Raw genomic sequence first — 18391 nt, forward strand, 5'->3', positions numbered from 1 at the left:
CCGGGGTTGCGCGCGACTGGATCCAGTCGTCATGGCCGGGCCGAAAAAGGGAGAGGACGAATGAACGCCAACAAGGAACCGAGCTTTCGCGAGAGTGTGGATCTGATGTTCAATCGCGCGGTGGCGCTGATGGATCTGCCGCCGGGCCTTGAGGAAAAGATCCGCGTCTGCAATGCGACCTATACCGTACGGTTCGGCGTTCGGCTGCGCGGACAAATCCACACCTTTACTGGGTATCGCAGCGTTCATTCGGAGCATATGGAGCCGGTCAAGGGCGGTATTCGCTACGCCATGGGTGTAAATCAGGACGAGGTCGAGGCGCTCGCGGCGTTGATGACCTACAAATGCGCGCTGGTGGAGGCGCCGTTTGGTGGGTCCAAGGGCGGGTTGCGGCTTGATCCGCGCCAGTGGGAAGAGCATGAGCTGGAGTTGATCACCCGACGCTTTGCCTATGAGCTGATCAAGCGTGATCTGATCAACCCCGCTCAAAACGTGCCTGCCCCTGACATGGGCACCGGCGAGCGCGAGATGGCGTGGATTGCCGATCAATACAAACGCATGAACACCACGGACATCAATTACCGCGCCTGCGTCACCGGCAAGCCGATCAACGGTGGTGGCATTCAGGGCCGGGTCGAGGCGACCGGGCGTGGCGTACAATATGCGCTGCAGGAATTTTTTCGTCATCCCGAGGATGTCGCGGCGGCGAACCTGTCGGGCGCACTCGATGGCAAGAGGGTCGTGGTACAGGGCCTGGGGAACGTGGGCTATCACGCGGCCAAGTTCCTGAGCGAAGAAGACGGCTGTCTTATCACCGGGATCATCGAACGCGATGGGGCGCTGGTGGATGAGAACGGGCTGAACGTCGAGGCGGTGCGCAACTGGATCGCGCGCCATGGCGGTGTCGAGGGGTATCCCGAGGGCAAATATGTCAAAGATGGCGCCAAGGTCTTGGAACAGGCCTGTGACATCCTCATTCCTGCGGCAATGGAGGGGGTGATCAACCTCGGGAACGCCACTGAGATCAAGGCGCCGCTCATCATCGAGGCGGCGAACGGGCCAGTGACGGCAGGGGCAGATGACATTCTGCGCCAGAAGGGCACAGTGATCATTCCTGACATGTATGCCAATGCTGGCGGCGTCACGGTCTCGTATTTCGAATGGGTCAAGAACCTGAGCCATATCCGCTTTGGTCGGATCGGGCGACGACAGGAGGAGGCTCGGCACCAACTCTTGGTCACGGAGTTGCAGCGCTTGAACCGTGGGCTTGGGGATGCGTGGGAAATGTCGCCCGATTTCAAGCAGAAATACCTCAAGGGCGCGGGCGAGTTGGAGCTGGTGCGCTCGGGTCTCGATGATACGATGCGCACCGCATATCAATCGATGCGCGAAGTCTGGCATAGCCGTCAGGACGTGACAGACCTGCGCACGGCGGCCTATCTGGTGTCCATCGCCAAGGTTGCCGCGAGTTACCGGGCGATGGGGCTCTGATGGGCTCACGTCGCGCACGGGCCTAAAAATGGCGGGAAACATGGCAGAGCTTCGGCTCTGCTATTGCTATTGAGGGTTGAAGTTGGTTCAGTCGCGCCAGATTGGCGCACACATGGGCGCAAGGGGAGTGGCATGCGGTTTTCCGGCCTGCGGGTTCTGAAAGAGGGGCTGACCGGCAACAAGGGCTGGCAGGCGCATTGGCGCGATGCAACGCCCAAGCCCGAGTATGATGTGATCATCATCGGTGGCGGTGGTCATGGTCTCTCGACCGCCTATTACCTGGCCAAGCGCCACGGGATCACCAATGTCGCGGTGCTGGAAAAGGGCTATCTGGGCGGCGGTAACGTGGGGCGCAACACCACCATTGTGCGCGCCAATTATTTCCTGCCGGGCAATTCTGAGTTCTACAGCCATTCCCTGAAGCTATGGGAAGGACTGGAAGAGGATCTGAATTACAATGTCATGCATTCTCAGCGCGGGCAGATCGTACTGTTTCACTCGGACGGGCAGCGCGATGCCATCGCCCGGCGTGGCAATGCGATGATCAACCGCGGCGACGATGCGGAACTCCTGAGTGTGGCGCAGCTCAAACGCATGGTGCCGTATCTTGACTACGACCAGGCGCGGTTTCCCATTCACGGTGGCCTTTTGCAGCGGCGCGCAGGCACGGCGCGGCATGATGCGGTGGCATGGGGCTATGCACGCGGGGCAAGCGATCGGGGCGTGGACCTGATCCAGAATTGCGAAGTGACGGGGATCGACATCGAGAATGGTCGCGTGCGCGGCGTGCAGACCACGCGCGGTGCCATTCGCGCCAAAAAGCTGGCAATTGTGGTGGCCGGGCGCTCAAGCCAAGTGGCGGCAATGGCGGGTATGCGCCTGCCGATCGAGAGCCATGTCTTGCAGGCCTTTGTCACCGAGGGATTAAAGCCCTGCATCGACCATGTGATCAGCTTTGGCATGGGACATTTCTATATCAGCCAGTCCGACAAGGGTGGGCTGGTCTTTGGTGGCGATCTGGACATGTATGCCTCCTATGCCGCGCGCGGCAACCTGCCGATTGTCGAGCATGTGATGGAGGCGGGCATGACGCTGATGCCTATGATCGGCAATGCCCGCGTGCTGCGCAGCTGGGGCGGGATCATGGATATGTCGCCCGATGGCTCGCCTATCATAGACCACGCGGGGATCGAGGGGCTCTATCTCAATTGCGGCTGGTGCTATGGCGGGTTCAAGGCCGTGCCGGGGTCGGGCGACGCGCTCGCGCATCTCATCGCCACCGACCGGCCGCATCCCGCAGCGACGGGATTCCGGCTGGACCGGTTCCGCACAGGCCGCGGGTTGATGGACGAAGAGGGCACGGGCGCGCAGCATAACCTGCATTGAGATGCGCGCAGAGGGCGGGATTTTGAGTATTTCTGGAACGATGAAGGCGCGGATAAGATGAGGCTGGGCTGTCCGATCTGTGGCGAGCGGGATCGTCGCGAGTTCTACTATCAGGGGGCGGCACTCCCGCGGCCAGAGGGCGAAATCTGGGCGCCGGAGTGGGATGATTACATCCACAATCGTGACAACCTGCCGGGTGTGACCCGTGATTTGTGGCAGCACGAGCAGGGTTGCGGAGCCTGGCTGATCGTGACGCGCAATACGGTCACGCATGAGGTTCTGGGCGTGGCTCTGGCGACGGAGGCGGGCGCATGAGGCTCGAAGGCAAAGGGCTGATCGACCGGGCGCATCCGGTGAGCTTTCACTTTGACGGCCGTCGATATGAGGGGTTTGCAGGCGATACGCTGGCCTCGGCGCTCTTGGCCAGCGGCGTGCGGATGGTGGCGCGGTCCTTCAAGTATCACCGCCCGCGTGGGGTGATGACCGCAGGCAGTGAGGAGCCGAATGCGCTGGTTACGGTGGGACGGGGTGCCACGCAAGAGCCGAACCTGAGGGCGACGACCGTCGAAGTGCACGAGGGCCTATGGGCGCAAAGCCAGAACCGCTGGCCGACGCTGGGGCTGGATCTGCTGGCGGTCAATGATGTCTTCGCGCCGTTTCTGGGGGCTGGATTCTATTACAAGACCTTCATGTGGCCGCGCGCCTTTTGGGAGCGGGTATATGAGCCGCTCATTCGCCGTGCTGCCGGTTTGGGGGCGCTGTCGGGGGACGCGTGCGAGGACAGCTACGAGCGGGCCCATGCCCATTGCGATGTGCTGGTCATCGGGGCCGGTCCTGCGGGGCTGATGGCGGCGCGGGCGGCGGCAGAGGCGGGCGCGGATGTGATCCTTGCCGAAGAGGACACGCGACTTGGCGGGCGCCTCCTGGCCGAGACCGAAGAGGTCGACGGGCTGGCTGGTGTCGATTGGGTGGATGAGATCGCGGCGGAACTGGCCGCGATGCCGAATGTCCGGATCATGACCCGCACGGCTGTGACCGGCGTCTATGATGGCGGCACCTATGGCGCGCTGGAAAGGCTGGCACCGGATATTGCCGCGCGCGGTCACGCGCCCAAGGGCTGTTTCTGGCGGATCGTGGCGCGGCGCGCGGTGCTGGCTGCGGGGGCGCTGGAACGGGCCATCGCCTTTCCAAACAACGACCGGCCAGGGCTCATGATGGCGGGGGCTGTGCGTGCGTATGTCAATCGCTGGGGCGTGGCGCCGGGACAGAGCACGGTGGTTTTCGGCAATAACGACAGCGCTCATCGCACGGTGGCCGATTTGCAGGCGGCGGGCGTGCATGTGGCCGCATTGATCGACGCGCGTCCCTATGCGCGCTGTGACCTTGATGTGCCGTTTTATCCCGGAGCGCAGGTCTGTGGCACGAGTGGGCGGCGTGGGCTGGAGGCGGTGACGCTTGCCACGGCCAAAGGTGAGGACCGGATCGCTGCCGATTGCCTTGCGATTTCGGGCGGGTGGAACCCGACGGTGCATCTGGCCTGTCACATGGGGGCGCGGCCCACGTGGGACGCGGCGCGGCAGGCGTTTTTACCGCCAGAAAATGCTGTGCCGGGCATGCGCGTGGCAGGGGCGGCGGCAGGTGCGTTTTCCACCCAAGCCTGTCTGGAAAGCGGATTGGCCGAGGGGGCAGCGGTGGCGGTGGACCTTGGGTTTCGTGCGCCAGAACTGGCGGCTCCTACGGCCGGAAAGACCAGTTATGACATCTTTCCGATCTGGCAGGTGCCGGGCAAGGGCCGGGCGTGGCTCGATTTCCAGAACGATGTGACGGTCAAGGATGTGGTGCAGGCGGCGGGCGAAAATTTCCGCTCGGTCGAGCATATGAAGCGCTACACGACGCAAGGCATGGCCCCGGATCAGGGCAAGAATTCCAACGTCGCCGCGCTGGCTGTGCTGGCCGAGGCGACGGGGCGTGGTATTGTCGAGACTGGCACCACCACCTTTCGTCCGCCCTATGTGCCGGTGCCGATCGCGGCCTTGGGGGCAGGTGGCAAGGGCAAAGGCTTTGCCCCAGAGCGGCGCACCACCTCGCATCAAGAGAGCACTGCGCGCGGTGCCCCGATGATTGAAGCCGGGCTGTGGTATCGGCCTAGCTATTTCCCGCAAAAGGGTGAGAACCATTGGCGGCAATCCTGCGACCGTGAGGTCGCGATGGTGCGCGGCGCGGTTGGTGTCTGCGATGTGTCCACCCTTGGCAAGATCGACGTGCAGGGAGCTGATGCCGCACGGTTCCTCGATTTCGTCTACACCAACATGTTCTCGACGCTGAAGGTGGACCGTGTGCGATATGGTCTCATGCTGCGCGAGGATGGGCATGTCATGGACGACGGAACCTGCGCGCGTCTAGGGGAAAGGCATTTCGTATTGACCACCACCACGGCGGCGGCGGGGCAGGTGATGCGGCATCTGGAATTCGTAGCGCAGGTTTTGCGCCCCGAATGGGATGTACGGATCGTGTCCGTGACCGAGCAGTGGGCACAGTTCGCCATAGCGGGGCCGCAAGCGCGGGCGTTGCTGAATGGGATGCTGGACGCACCGATTGATGATGCCGGATTTCCCTATATGGCTTGTGGCGCGGTTCGCCTGGCTGGGGTGGCGGGGCGGCTCTTTCGGATCTCGTTCTCGGGCGAGCATGCCTATGAAATCGCCGTGCCTGCGCGCTACGGGGCGGCGCTGTTCTGCGCGTTGGTCAAACGCGCCGAGGCTATGGGCGGCGGGGCGTACGGGCTTGAGGCACTCAATGTGCTGCGGATCGAAAAGGGGTTCATCACCCATGCCGAAATCCATGGCCGCGTGACCGCCTATGACATCGGTATGCAGGGGATGATGAGCGCCAAGAAGGATTTCATCGGCAAGGCGGCGGCCGCTCGCCCCGGTCTGATGGACCCGGAGCGTGAGCGCATGGTGGGCCTGAAACCGGTGGGCGCGGTCAAGGAGCTACTGGCGGGGGCGCATATCTTTGATGAGCACGCCGAAGCGGTCAGCGACAACGATCAAGGCTATGTCACGAGCGCCTGCTATTCGCCGACGCTTGGGCATGTGATCGGCATCGGCTTCCTCAGGCGCGGGCCGGAGCGGATGGGCGAACGGGTGCGGGTTGTGGATCACCTGCGCAAGTCCGAGACGGTGTGCGAAGTCACACCTCTGGTGGCGTTTGATCCCGAAGGAGGGCGGTTGCGTGGCTGACTTCAAGGTTCAAACCCCCTGTGAGGGGCTATTGCCGGTGACAGTGGGCGGACTGCGTCTGACCGAGATGGTGCCGGGGCGGATGACCTCGCTTGCGCCCTATCGAGGCTCTGCCGGGGCATTATCAGCCGCGATGCAGGTAGCGCATGGCGTGGCATGGCCGGAACCGGGACGCATGACGGGGCAGGCGGCGGCGCGCGCGCTCTGGTTCGGGCGCGAGCTGGCCCTTTTGATCGGTCCCGAGCCTGATGAAAGCTTGGCAGCTCATGCGGCGCTGACAGACCAGTCGGACGCCTGGGCGGTCGTGCAATTGGAGGGCCGGCAAGCGGTCGAGGTTCTGGCGCGGCTCTGTCCTCTCGATCTGCGCGAGGCGGTCTTTGCACCGGGCCATACCGCGCGCACGGATGTGGCGCATATGGCCGGGTCCGTGAGCCGTGTGGGGCCGCAGACATGGCAGATCATGGTGTTCCGGTCGATGGCGGCTACGCTGGTCCATGAGGCGGAGATTGCGATGGCACGGGTTGCGGCGCGACAAAATTCACCGATGTAGGGCGCTGACAGAGGCGGAAATCTGGCCTATGAGAGCCGGGTCTGAACGAAAGGATCGCCCATGCGCCCGATGCTGACCGCTGCCCTCTGCCTCTTGCCCGTGATGGCCGTTGCCGAGAACCCGATGTGTGCGCCCACGGGCGAGATCGTGGCATTGGCCGTGGAGGCGCGCAAATCGGGCGAAGAGGCCCCCGCCGCGATCACCGCGATCACCGCCGAGATGACAGGCGACATGTCGACCTATGCGCCCGCGGTTCAGCCCCTGGTGGATTGGGTCTATTCGCTGGACGAGGCGCAATTGGCCGAGGACGTGGCAGGCAGCTATGTCACGCAATGCGAGGCGCAGTAGCCCTCTGGACTCTGAGCCGCGCGCGCCCAATATAGGGGCATGAGCCTGCCCCCCGGATTTCTTGACGAGTTGCAAAACCGCCTGTCGCTCTCCCATGTGGTCGGGCGCAAGGTGTCGTGGGACAATCGCAAGTCCAATCCCGGTAAAGGTGACATGTGGGCGCCTTGCCCATTCCACCAGGAAAAAACCGCGTCTTTTCATGTGGATGACCGAAAAGGGTTCTACTACTGTTTTGGCTGTCACGCCAAGGGCGATGCGATTTCCTTTGTCCGTGAGACCGAGAATGTCGATTTCATGGAGGCGGTGCAAATCCTTGCCGCCGAGGCGGGCATGCCGATGCCGGAGCGCGATCCGCAGGCACAGGCCAAGGCCGATCGGCGCGGGCAATTGATCGAGGTGATGGAACAGGCGGTCAAGTACTTCGGCCTGCAACTGCGCAGCGGGGCCGGGGCTGCGGCGCGCGACTATCTCAAGGGGCGCAAGCTGAGCGAGGAGACGCAAGCGCAGTTCGATCTGGGCTTTGCGCCCGATGGCTGGCAGGGCCTGTGGGATCATCTGACGGCCAAGGGCGTGCCGCCAGAGATGATCCTGGCCTGCGGTCTGGCCAAGGACAGTCAGAAGGGCGGCAAGCCCTATGACACGTTCCGCAACCGGATCATGTTCCCCATCCGCGATGCGCGCGGGCGCTGCATTGCCTTTGGCGGGCGGGCGATGGACCAGAGTGACCCGGCCAAGTATCTGAATTCGCCGGAAACCGAGCTTTTTGACAAATCCCACACGCTCTACAATCACGGACCTGCGCGCGAGGCGGCGGGCAAGGGCCAAACGCTGATCGTGGCCGAAGGCTATATGGATGTAATCGCACTGGTCGCGGCGGGGTTTGGGGCGGCGGTGGCGCCCTTGGGTACCGCTGTGACCGAGCATCAGTTGCAACTCATGTGGCGGATCGCGCCCGAGCCCGTGATTGCATTGGATGGTGATACAGCCGGGCTGCGCGCGGCCTATCGGGTGATTGATCTGGCGCTGCCGCTCTTGGAGGCGGGCAAATCACTGCGTTTTGCGTTGATGCCCGAAGGCAAAGACCCGGACGATCTTTTGCGCTCCGAGGGGGCAGGCGCGGTACAAGCGCGCATTGAGGGCGCATGGCCTATGGTGCAGCTCTTGTGGCAGCGTGAAACCGAGGGCCACGATTTCGATAGTCCGGAGCGCAGGGCGGCACTCGACAAGGTGCTGCGCGAAAAGATCATGCTGATTCGCGACCCCTCGATTCGTAGCCACTATGGGCAAGCGATCAAGGATCTGCGGTGGCAGCTCTTTAATCCGCGCCGGAGCACCGGCTTTACGCCCCGTGCCCGTGGCGGCAAATGGCCGCCGCCGGAGCCGGCGCGGGCGGCAACGAAGTCCTCGCTTCTGGTGGCGGCGGAGGGGGATGGTGCGGTGCACCTGCGTGAGGCGGTGGTTCTGGCGACGTTGATCTCTTGCCCCTCTGTCGCAGCGCGGTTCGAGGCAGGCCTTGAAAAGCTAGAGTGTCGTGATCCTGATCTGGCATGTCTGCGGGATATGATTTTGCGCTATGCGGCCGACGGGGCCGAAAGCCTCAACGCTCGAATTGAGGCCGAGATGGGCCCCGCACCCCTTGAAAAGCTGATGACTTTGCCCCATGTCGCGCTCACCCCACCGGTGCGGCACCCCGGAGATGAGGAGCTTGCCATCCTGACCCTGACCGAAGAGTTGGCCAAGCTGACGGCACAACGCGGCTGGATGGCAGAGCTGTCCGAAGCGACAGAAGACATTGAAGGGCTTGCCGATGAGTCGCTGACCTACCGTCTGGGGCAGGCCGCCGAGGCGCGCAACCGCGCAGTCCGCAGCCAGCAAGAGGACCGGGCCGAATACGACCTGGGCGAAAATGGCGCGCGGATCAAACGTGATGAGAAACAACAGTTCGACGCCTTGCTCGACAAGATAACCTTTTCTAAACCGGGACGATGATTGTTTTCGTAAGGAAGTGCCGAATAAATCAGGGTAGACGGGTGTGCGAATCAACAGAACGCGCTATTGATTCGGGTCAACCGAATCACCCGCCCCGCCCATAGCCGAGGAGTCATTCATGGCCGCCAAAGATACCGACGACGATAAGCCAGAGGAAGTCGAAGCCGAAGTTTCGCTCGACATGAGCCAGGCGGCGGTCAAGCGGATGATCGCGGAGGCGCGGGAAAAGGGCTTTATCACCTATGACCAGCTGAACGAGGTTCTGCCACCGGATCAGGTGTCGTCGGAACAGATCGAAGACGTGATGTCGATGCTCTCGGAGATGGGAATCAACATCATTGAGGCCGAGGACGCCGAAGAGGAAGAGGGGCGCTCGACCGCTGTGGCCGAAATCGGGCGGCGCGGCGAGATCACGCTTGGCTCGGGCAAGGAAGAAAAGCTCGACCGCACGGATGATCCGGTGCGGATGTATCTGCGCGAGATGGGGTCGGTCGAACTTCTGAGCCGCGAGGGCGAGATTGCCATTGCCAAGCGGATCGAGGCCGGGCGCAACACGATGATCGCGGGCCTCTGCGAGAGCCCGCTGACCTTTCAGGCGATCACCATCTGGCGCGACGAACTCTTGGGTGAAGACATCCTGCTGCGCGATGTGATCGATCTTGAGGCCACTTTTGGCACCCAGTTGGGCGATGAGGATGCCGAGCCGGTGGTCGGCGCGGCCAATGTGACAAGTGCCCCCGGTGGCATGAGCCGCGATGAGAGCGAGCCTGATCTGGATGCCGATGGCAATCCGATCCATTCCGATGACGATGACGACGATGACGAGCAGGCCAATATGAGCCTTGCTGCTATGGAGGCCGCGCTAAAACCGCGTGTCCTGGATACTCTGGACCGGATCGCGTCGGACTATGCCATGCTGAGCGAGATGCAGGACAGCCGCATCTCGGCTACATTGAACGAAGATGGATCGTTCAGCCGCGAGCAGGAGCAGACCTATCAGACCCTGCGCAGCGAGATTGTCGAGCTGGTCAACGAGCTGCATCTGCACAACAACCGCATCGAGGCGCTGATTGATCAGCTCTATGGCATCAACCGCCGGATCATGCAGATCGACAGTGCCATGGTCAAACTGGCCGATCAGGCGCGTATCAACCGTTCTGAATTCATTGAAGAATATCGCGGTCGCGAGCTTGATCCCAACTGGCTGGAGGACATGGCGCGCAAAGCAGGCCGTGGCTGGCAGATGTTCATTGAGCGCAGCCCCGAGAAGGTGGCGGAACTGCGCTCGGACATGGCGCAGGTCGGCCAGTATGTGGGCCTGGACATTTCCGAATTCCGCCGCATCGTGCAGCAGGTTCAAAAGGGCGAGAAAGAGGCGCGGCAGGCCAAGAAGGAAATGGTCGAAGCCAACCTGCGTCTGGTGATTTCGATTGCCAAGAAATACACCAATCGCGGCCTGCAATTCCTTGATCTTATTCAGGAAGGCAACATTGGCCTGATGAAGGCCGTGGACAAGTTCGAGTATCGCCGGGGCTATAAATTCAGCACCTACGCGACCTGGTGGATCCGTCAGGCGATCACGCGGAGCATCGCGGATCAGGCGCGCACCATCCGTATTCCGGTGCATATGATCGAGACGATCAACAAGCTGGTACGCACCGGTCGTCAGATGCTGCACGAGATTGGCCGCGAACCAACGCCCGAGGAATTGGCGGAAAAGCTGCAAATGCCGCTGGAAAAGGTCCGCAAGGTGATGAAGATCGCCAAGGAGCCGATTTCGCTTGAGACCCCGATTGGCGATGAGGAAGACAGCCAGCTTGGCGACTTCATCGAGGATAAAAACGTTATTCTTCCGTTGGATAGCGCCATTCAGGACAACCTCAAGGAAACCACGACGCGGGTTTTGTCGTCGCTCACGCCGCGCGAAGAGCGGGTTTTGCGGATGCGGTTCGGCATCGGTATGAACACCGATCACACGCTGGAAGAAGTGGGGCAACAGTTCTCTGTGACCCGCGAGCGGATCCGCCAGATCGAGGCCAAGGCGCTGCGCAAGCTCAAGCATCCCAGCCGGAGCCGGAAGCTGCGGAGTTTTCTGGATCAGTAGGGCGGATGAAAATCCGCTTTTGAAAACAGAGAGTTATGGGGTGCGCAATGAATGCGCACCCTGCGGTGCATAATCTGGAGGCCAAATGTCGATCCTGTCGCGATTGTTTGGGGGCAAAGCCAAGGCCGAGCCCGAGGTGCAGGCGGAAATATACAAGGATTTCCGTATCTTACCCGCGCCACAAGCGGCCGAAGGCGGATACAGGGTCGCGGCGCGGATCGAGAAGGACATCGACGGCGAAGTGCAGGTGCATCAGCTTTTGCGGGCCGATACCATTGCCAGTCTCGATGAGGCGCGGGCGTTTTGTGTGCGCAAGGCCAAGCAGGTCATTGACGAGCAGGGCGAGGCGATCTTTCGCAAGTAAGGCGTGTTGATCGGCGAAGCGAGGCCCTAGGTCAGGCATCTGGAAAATGTAAGCTCTGTAAGGTTTGTCAGGGGATTTTGTAAGGTCCCAGTCCAGGGGCGGTTTTGGTCCTATGCGCGTGCCGGCGGTTAACGGATAGTCAATGCTCGCGGGCGCGCGGGGCGTTAATCGGTGCGGGTAGAGCGGCGTGCGCGCTGTCGGTCCCTTGCACAAAGCGTAATCAGAGCGCGCGCTGGTCAGCGGATCGCCCCCTAACCGCTTGCCCCTCAACTCACGCTGTCTTACAGAGGCTGTAACAAAGCAGAGGGAGGCACCCATGCGTCGTGTCGTGGTCACAGGTCTGGGGATCGTCTCCAGCATTGGCAACAACGCCCAAGAGGTTCTGGCATCACTCCGAGAGGGGCGGTCGGGCATCACCGCAAACGAGGCGATGGCCGAGCATGGCTTTCGCAGTCGGGTGGCCGGGGCGATCAATCTCGATGTGACCCAGCATGTGGACAAGCGCGCGCTGCGGTTCATGGGGGGCGGGGCGGCCTATGCCTATATCGCCATGGGGCAGGCCATTGCCGATGCAGGCCTTGAGGAAAGCGACGTGATCAACCCTCGCACCGGGGTTGTTGCGGGATCGGGCGGCCCCTCGACAAGCGCGATGTTGGCGGCGCATCAGGTGGCGCTGGATACGGGATCGACCAAGCGGATCGGACCGTTCGCCGTGCCCAAGACCATGTGTTCGACGATTTCGGCCAATCTGGCCACCTCCTACAAGATCAAGGGGCTGAATTATTCGATCACCTCGGCCTGTTCCACCAGCCTGCATTGCATCGGCCATGCCGCAGAGCAGATCATGTTCGGCAAGCAGGATGTGATGTTTGCAGGTGGTGGAGAGGAATTGGATTGGTCGCTGTCGTGCCTCTTTGATGCGATGGGGGCGATGTCGTCGAAATACAACGACACGCCCACCACGGCGAGCCGGGCCTTTGACGTGGGGCGCGACGGGTTCGTGATCTCGGCGGGGGGCGGTATCGTCGTGCTGGAAGAGTTGGAGCGTGCAAAGGCGCGCGGGGCCAAGATCTATGCCGAAGTGACGGGCTATGGCGCCACTTCGGACGGGGCCGATATGGTGGCCCCCTCGGGAGAGGGCGGCGAACGGGCGATGCGTTTGGCGGTGGCGACGCTGCCAGAGGGGCGGCGCGTGAGCTATATCAACGCGCATGGCACCTCGACACCCGTGGGCGATGTGGGTGAGGTCGAGGCGGTGCGCCGGGTCTTTGGCCAAGGCAGCACGCCGCCGATCAGTTCCACCAAGTCGATGACGGGTCATTCCCAGGGGGCCACGGGCGCGCAGGAGGCGATCTATTGCCTCTTGATGCTGGAGAATGATTTCATAGCGCCCTCGATCAATGTCGAAACGCTCGATCCGGCACTTGATCCGGCAGAGATTGCGACGGTGCGGGTGGACAATGCCGGGCTGGATACGGTGATGACCAACTCCTTTGGATTTGGCGGCACCAATGGCTCGATGTTGCTGAGCAAATTTCACGGGTGAGATGAGATGACGATTGCGATGCAGGGCAAGCGCGGCCTGATCATGGGGGTGGCCAATGACCGCTCCATCGCCTGGGGAATTGCACGGGCGATGCATGAAGCGGGGGCGGAACTGGCCTTTTCCTATCAGGGTGAGAATTTTGCCAAGCGGGTCGAGCCGCTGGCGTCGAGCGTTGGCTCTGACCTCTTGCTTGATGTGGATGTGACCGATGACGCCTCGCTTGATGCCGCTTTCGCGGCGCTGGCGGAGCGGTGGCCGACGATTGATTTCGTGGTGCATGCGGTGGCCTATTCCGACAAGTCGGAGCTGACGGGGCGGTTCCTGAACACGAGTCGGGCGAATTTCAAACATTCGCTGGAAATCTCGGCCTATTCGTTCATCGAGGTGGCGCGGCGGGCCTATCCGATGATGAAGGACAATGGCGGCTGTCTGTTGACCTTGACCTATCAGGGGTCGAACAAGGTTGTGCCGAATTACAACGTGATGGGCGTGGCCAAGGCGGCGCTGGAATCGGCGACGCGCTATCTGGCGAATGATCTGGGGCCGGATGGGATCCGCGTCAATGCGATCAGCCCCGGACCGATGAAAACGCTGGCAGGGGCCGCGATTGGTGGCGCGCGCAAGACGTTTCGGCATACCGAGGTGAATGCGCCGATGCGGGCGAATGCCACGTTGGAGGCGATTGGCGGCACGGCGGTCTATCTCGCGTCGGACGCGGGGGCCTGCACCAGCGGTGAGATCATCCATGTCGATGGGGGGTATCACGTTCTGGGCATGCCGCAGGCCGAGAACCTCTGAGGTCGGACCGGCTCTGGCCTCGTTGTTGCCAAAGTCTTGCCGTGTTGCTGCATCAGGCTGCGCGCATGGAGCAATTTCGCCAGGTCGGCCAACCCGCTGAGATCAGATCACTTGCCCGTGCCCGCCGCGCGCGGCGGTGGGCGTGGATGACGAGTGCCTCACTTGGTCTCTGTGCGCTGGTGTCCATCTGGCAGGAGCGGGCGCTGGCGCCGGGGGTGCATGACGCGCTGCAGGGCGCGGTTGCGCAGGCGCAAAGTATGATTGACGGCAACGAGACCGCGCGCGCCCTCTTGGCGCGGCTGGACGGTGGCATTGCCGTGGCCAAGGATTCCGGGCTGGATCCGCTGACGGCGCTTTTGCTGCGGGTGGCGGATTAATCCGCAATTAGAACCACTGGCCCGGTTCCATCAGACCCAGATCGAGCAATTGCCGCGAATGCCATTCGAACGGGATCGAGTTGTGCCATTTGAAGCTATGGATGTCGAAGGTTGAGCCGGGGTTGCGCTTGAGCGCCTTGGCGGTGCGAAAGGACACGATGGCGCTGGTCAGGTTGTGATGCCAGGGGCAGGCGTAGGTATTGTATTCCTCGTCGGAAAAGGTGTGATCCTCGCGCAGTTTCAGCTCTGGTTTGGCACGAAAGAGCGCGATGCGGTCGATCTTGCGGCGTTTGGCGGGGATATGTTCCTCGTAGCGCCAGCGTAGGCCGCCGTAGAAATCAAGCTGCCGTTCTCTGGGGTGGTTGTGGTTCTCGGGGTCGGGGCGCGCGAGGGCGTAATAGCCGGATTTGTCCATATGCGCCGTCTCGAGGCAGACGGCATCGGGGTAGGTATCGAGATCGCCAGCGTAGAGATCAATCACATAGGTCAGCATCGCGTCGCGGCGTTCCTCGGTGTGAAAGGCCAGCATTTCGCCCACGGTGCGGGTCTCGCAGAAGGGATAGAACAGGTATTCGGCGTTGTAGCAGTAATACATCCAGAGGCCGGGGGCGGCGGCGATGACGGCGTTGACCGCCTCGGTCAGGCTATCGCCAGAGGATAGGTCGTGGCGAATGCGGTAAAGGCCGGGGGTGTCGGCCACGTCGCGGGCCAAGGTAAAGTTGTCGGGCGCAAAGAGCAGCACGGCGGCAAAGCCAGTGTCGAGATGGTGGCGCAGGGTAGAGTTGAGTTCGGTCTCATCCTCTGCAAAGACCATGGCGATGGGGCCTTTGGCGAGGGCCTTGCCGGAGTTGGCGAGAAAGCTCTTGAGGTCGGGGGCGGTCATGCGCGGCTCTACCCTTGGTTTTTGTGCAAAGTCCGACAAACGCGGGGGCATTGCAAGTGCCCTATCCCCTGATGTAGTCAGACAGCCTGAACCCAAGGGCGGAGGCCGGGCGCATGGCAGATGTGAAAAAGCTCTTTATCAAGACCTATGGCTGTCAGATGAATGTCTATGACAGCGAGCGCATGGCCGAGGCCATGGGCGGGTCAGGATATGTCGAGACCCAAGATCCGGCCGAGGCCGACATGATTCTGCTCAACACCTGTCATATCCGCGAAAAGGCCGCGGAAAAGGTCTATTCCGAACTGGGGCGGATGAAGCAGTTCAAGCTGGACAAGCCCGATCTGAAGATCGGGGTGACAGGGTGCGTGGCACAGGCCGAGGGCGAAGAGATCATGCGCCGCCAGCCGCTGGTCGATCTGGTGGTGGGACCGCAGAGTTATCACCGCCTGCCCGAGATGGAAGCGCGGGTGCGTGCGGGGGAAAAGGCGCTCGATACCGATTTCCCGATTGACGACAAGTTCGACACGTTGCGGCACCGACCCAAAGCGCGGCGCGGGCCGACCGCGTTTTTGACCGTGCAGGAAGGCTGTGACAAGTTCTGTGCTTTCTGCGTTGTGCCCTACACGCGCGGGGCAGAGGTGAGCCGCCCGGCAAGCCGTGTGCTGGAAGAAGCCCGGGATCTGGTCGAGCGTGGCGTGCGCGAGATCACGCTCTTGGGACAGAACGTGAATGCCTATCACGGGGCTGGCGAGGGTGGTGATTGGGGGCTGGCGCGGCTGGTCTGGGCCTTGAGCGAGATTGACGGGCTGGAGCGTATCCGGTTCACCACGAGCCATCCCAATGACATGGACGATGACCTGATTGCCGCGCATGGGGACTGTGCCAAACTCATGCCCTATCTGCATTTGCCGGTGCAATCGGGGTCTGACCGTATCCTCAAGCGGATGAACCGCAGCCATACTGCCGAAAGCTATCTGCGCCTGATCGAGCGCATCCGCGCGGCGCGGCCGGATATCCTGTTGTCGGGGGATTTCATCGTGGGCTTTCCCGAGGAAACGGATGCCGATTTTCAGGCGACAATGGAGTTGATTGAAGCCGTCAACTACGGGTCTGCCTTTTCGTTCAAATATTCCACCCGTCCCGGCACGCCCGCTGCCGAGCGGCCGCAGGTGCCTGAAGAAGTCAAGACCGAGCGGCTTTATCGGTTGCAAGAGTTGATCACCCGTCAGCAGCGCGCGGCGCAGGATGCGATGGTCGGGCGCCGGGTTGGGGTGCTGTTTGAAAAGGCGGGGCGAATGCCGGGGCAAATGGTGGGCAAGTCCGATCACCTGCACGCGGTGCATGTCACCGGCGATGTGGCGATTGGCGATTTGCGGCAGGTCGAGATTATCGAGAGCGGGCCGAATTCACTGGCCGGTCAGTTGATTTCCTCCTGAATCTACGGCGATTTCCCTGCGCTGTGGATGAATTGTGGCCAGAGCGTGGCATTGTTTCCCTGAGGGGCACAATATCTGGTGAAATTTGCTTCACTTTAAGCGAAGACTTGATACAATTCAGTCTTATTAAATGGTTGGGGGTCATGGAGTTGACCACCTTCTGGGGGCAATAAAAGGACTGGGGTCGTGACGAAACGCATTTCGAATACGCTTCACGCGGTCATGCGGGGGGCAAGTGCCATTGCTCTTGGCGTCGCGGTGATGGCAAGCGGTGCAGCCGCGCAGCAGCAACGGACCGTTTTGGGGGAGCGCTATATTCCGACCATCTGGGTGGATCCGGATGGATGCGAACATTGGGTGATGGACGACGGCGCGGAGGGCTATATGAGCCCGCATGTGACGCGCCAAGGTATTCCGGTGTGTCGTGAGGTCAATCTGTGCGGGGTGGTCAACACCGACCAGCTCTTTGCAACGGATAGCGCGCGTATAAGCTCGTCGGGGCAGCAACGCCTGCGCGAGTTCTTCCAGCAGACGCAAGCCGTCTCTTACACCATCGTCGGTCATACCGACAGCCGCGCCTCGGATGAGTACAACATGGGCCTGTCGCTGCGGCGGGCAAATTCGGTGGCGGCGGTGGCGCGCAGCGCCGGGGCCAGCATCGCGGATGTGCGCGGCTATGGCGAGCGGATGCCCAAGGCGTCGAACAACACCGCCGAGGGCATGGCGCAGAATCGCCGTGTCGAAATCCTGTGCTGGCGCTGAGGGGGCTGAGCTATGAAAACCTATAAAATCGCGCTCGCCCTGCCCATGGTCGGACTATTGGCGGCCTGTGACGCGGGCCCGGACAAGACAGTGGACCGCAATATCTTTGACAGGGGGCATCTGAGCCAGATGCAGGCCGGGATCTGGGTTGATCCCAACGGCTGTGACCACTGGATCATCGACGATGGCGTCGAAGGCTATCTGTCGCAACGTCTGGACAAGTTCGGCAAGCCGGTCTGTTCGGGCATTGCCCCGCCCACCGTGGCGACGGGCAATTTCAAGCAAGGCTCCACGAGCCTGATCGGCGATCCGATTTGATCGGGATTGTCCCATCTGATGAACCAATGTGCGGGCCCCTTTTGGCCCGCATTTTTTTCGCCGGTTTGCCCGGAATCGCGGCTGTCTGCTTGCGCAGGCGGCGGCATCTTGGCACTGTGAAGGGGAACCTCTGACCCTGTGGGAGATATGCTTGGGTAATAACGCGCCGCCCCCCGCCGCCGATCTGGCCTCTTTGCAAGAGTCCGTGATCGAATTCCCGGATAACATGCTGCTGATTGACCTCTGCGGCGAGTATGATCGGAACCTTGCCGAGATCGAGCGAAAACTGGGGGTGCAGATTGTCCGGCGCGGCAATCACCTGTCGGTCATGGGCGAGGATGGTCCGGTGCGTGAGGCGACAGGCGTGTTGCAGGCGCTGTATTCCCGGCTGGAAAGCGGGCGCGCGGTCGAGCGTGGCGACGTGGACCGCGAATTGCGGATGGGCGGATCGGAGAGTGAGACCGGCGCGCTGGCGGGCGATCAGCTCGAGATGTTCAAGAGCGGCCCGGTCGAGATCAAGACCCGCAAGAAATACGTGGAGCCACGCACCGAGGCGCAGAAATCCTATGTGCGATCGTTGTTTGCGCATGAGCTGGCCTTTGGCATCGGGCCTGCGGGCACCGGCAAGACCTATCTGGCGGTCGCTGTCGGGGTCAATATGTTCATCGAGGGGCATGTGGACCGGATCATCCTGAGCCGTCCGGCCGTCGAGGCGGGCGAGAAGCTGGGCTATTTGCCGGGGGATATGAAGGACAAGGTCGATCCCTACATGCAGCCGCTCTATGATGCGCTGAACG

17 protein-coding genes are annotated in these 18391 nt (G+C 61.9%); 16 read left to right on the top strand and 1 reads right to left on the bottom strand.

Annotation, left to right across the window (positions count from 1 at the left end; all coding sequences use genetic code 11):
- Positions 1-60 precede the first annotated feature (60 nt).
- The 12 genes from AACZ65_RS16925 to AACZ65_RS16980 all read left to right on the top strand — a co-directional run bounded on the left by AACZ65_RS16925 (position 61) and on the right by AACZ65_RS16980 (position 14195).
- The gene (locus tag AACZ65_RS16925) at positions 61-1491 is read left to right on the top strand and encodes a Glu/Leu/Phe/Val dehydrogenase (RefSeq protein WP_037268896.1); all 1431 of its coding nucleotides are present in this window, start codon (positions 61-63) and stop codon (positions 1489-1491) included.
- 132 nt (positions 1492-1623) lie between these two features.
- Positions 1624-2877 (top strand): sarcosine oxidase subunit beta family protein, encoded by a 1254-nt coding sequence (locus tag AACZ65_RS16930; protein ID WP_339672841.1) that lies wholly within the window; start codon positions 1624-1626, stop codon positions 2875-2877.
- Positions 2878-2934: 57 nt separating this feature from the next.
- Positions 2935-3192, top strand: coding sequence for a sarcosine oxidase subunit delta (locus tag AACZ65_RS16935; RefSeq protein ID WP_339672844.1), 258 nt, complete (start codon positions 2935-2937; stop codon positions 3190-3192).
- On the top strand, positions 3189-6119 hold the full coding sequence (locus AACZ65_RS16940; protein WP_339672846.1) for a sarcosine oxidase subunit alpha family protein: 2931 nt from the start codon (positions 3189-3191) through the stop codon (positions 6117-6119). The genes AACZ65_RS16935 and AACZ65_RS16940 overlap by 4 nt, the downstream gene beginning before the upstream one ends.
- Positions 6112-6669, top strand: a complete 558-nt coding sequence (locus AACZ65_RS16945; protein WP_339672848.1) for a sarcosine oxidase subunit gamma — start codon at positions 6112-6114, stop codon at positions 6667-6669. The genes AACZ65_RS16940 and AACZ65_RS16945 overlap by 8 nt, the downstream gene beginning before the upstream one ends.
- A 60-nt stretch (positions 6670-6729) precedes the next feature.
- A complete protein-coding gene (locus tag AACZ65_RS16950) occupies positions 6730-7017 on the top strand; it encodes a DNA primase (RefSeq protein ID WP_297542273.1) in 288 nt (95 codons plus the stop codon).
- Between the two features lie 39 nt (positions 7018-7056).
- Positions 7057-9006: a DNA primase gene (gene dnaG, locus AACZ65_RS16955; protein ID WP_339672851.1), complete on the top strand. Its 1950-nt coding sequence runs from the start codon at positions 7057-7059 to the stop codon at positions 9004-9006.
- Between the two features lie 118 nt (positions 9007-9124).
- Positions 9125-11110, top strand: coding sequence for an RNA polymerase sigma factor RpoD (gene rpoD / locus AACZ65_RS16960; RefSeq protein ID WP_339672854.1), 1986 nt, complete (start codon positions 9125-9127; stop codon positions 11108-11110).
- An 85-nt stretch (positions 11111-11195) separates the two neighbouring features.
- Positions 11196-11474 carry an HlyU family transcriptional regulator gene (locus AACZ65_RS16965; RefSeq protein WP_339672857.1) on the top strand — a complete coding sequence of 93 codons (279 nt, stop codon included), beginning with the start codon at positions 11196-11198 and terminating at the stop codon, positions 11472-11474.
- 316 nt (positions 11475-11790) lie between these two features.
- Positions 11791-13020, top strand: coding sequence for a beta-ketoacyl-ACP synthase I (gene fabB / locus AACZ65_RS16970; protein ID WP_339672859.1), 1230 nt, complete (start codon positions 11791-11793; stop codon positions 13018-13020).
- Between the two features lie 6 nt (positions 13021-13026).
- On the top strand, positions 13027-13818 hold the full coding sequence (locus AACZ65_RS16975) for an enoyl-ACP reductase (RefSeq protein ID WP_037268917.1): 792 nt from the start codon (positions 13027-13029) through the stop codon (positions 13816-13818).
- A gap of 146 nt (positions 13819-13964) precedes the next feature.
- Complete coding sequence (locus AACZ65_RS16980; protein ID WP_339672863.1) at positions 13965-14195, top strand: hypothetical protein; 231 nt, start codon at positions 13965-13967, stop codon at positions 14193-14195.
- A 7-nt stretch (positions 14196-14202) separates the two neighbouring features.
- Here AACZ65_RS16980 and AACZ65_RS16985 read toward each other — a convergent pair whose 3' ends face one another.
- Positions 14203-15078, bottom strand: a complete 876-nt coding sequence (locus AACZ65_RS16985; protein ID WP_339672864.1) for a glycosyltransferase family 2 protein — start codon at positions 15076-15078, stop codon at positions 14203-14205.
- 113 nt (positions 15079-15191) lie between these two features.
- Here AACZ65_RS16985 and miaB point away from each other — a divergent pair, with 113 nt between their 5' ends.
- From miaB to AACZ65_RS17005, 4 genes are all read left to right on the top strand, one after another.
- Positions 15192-16514 carry a tRNA (N6-isopentenyl adenosine(37)-C2)-methylthiotransferase MiaB gene (gene miaB, locus AACZ65_RS16990; protein ID WP_339672865.1) on the top strand — a complete coding sequence of 441 codons (1323 nt, stop codon included), beginning with the start codon at positions 15192-15194 and terminating at the stop codon, positions 16512-16514.
- 261 nt (positions 16515-16775) lie between these two features.
- Positions 16776-17276 (top strand): OmpA family protein, encoded by a 501-nt coding sequence (locus tag AACZ65_RS16995; protein ID WP_339672871.1) that lies wholly within the window; start codon positions 16776-16778, stop codon positions 17274-17276.
- A gap of 12 nt (positions 17277-17288) precedes the next feature.
- Complete coding sequence (locus AACZ65_RS17000) at positions 17289-17594, top strand: hypothetical protein (RefSeq protein WP_339672867.1); 306 nt, start codon at positions 17289-17291, stop codon at positions 17592-17594.
- Positions 17595-17820: 226 nt separating this feature from the next.
- A partial coding sequence (locus AACZ65_RS17005) for a PhoH family protein (RefSeq protein WP_339672873.1) occupies positions 17821-18391 on the top strand: 571 nt, incomplete at its 3' end.

Origin of the sequence: uncultured Roseovarius sp., from assembly GCF_963972555.1 — a bacterium.
GTDB classification, from domain to species: Bacteria; Pseudomonadota; Alphaproteobacteria; order Rhodobacterales; family Rhodobacteraceae; genus Roseovarius; species Roseovarius mucosus.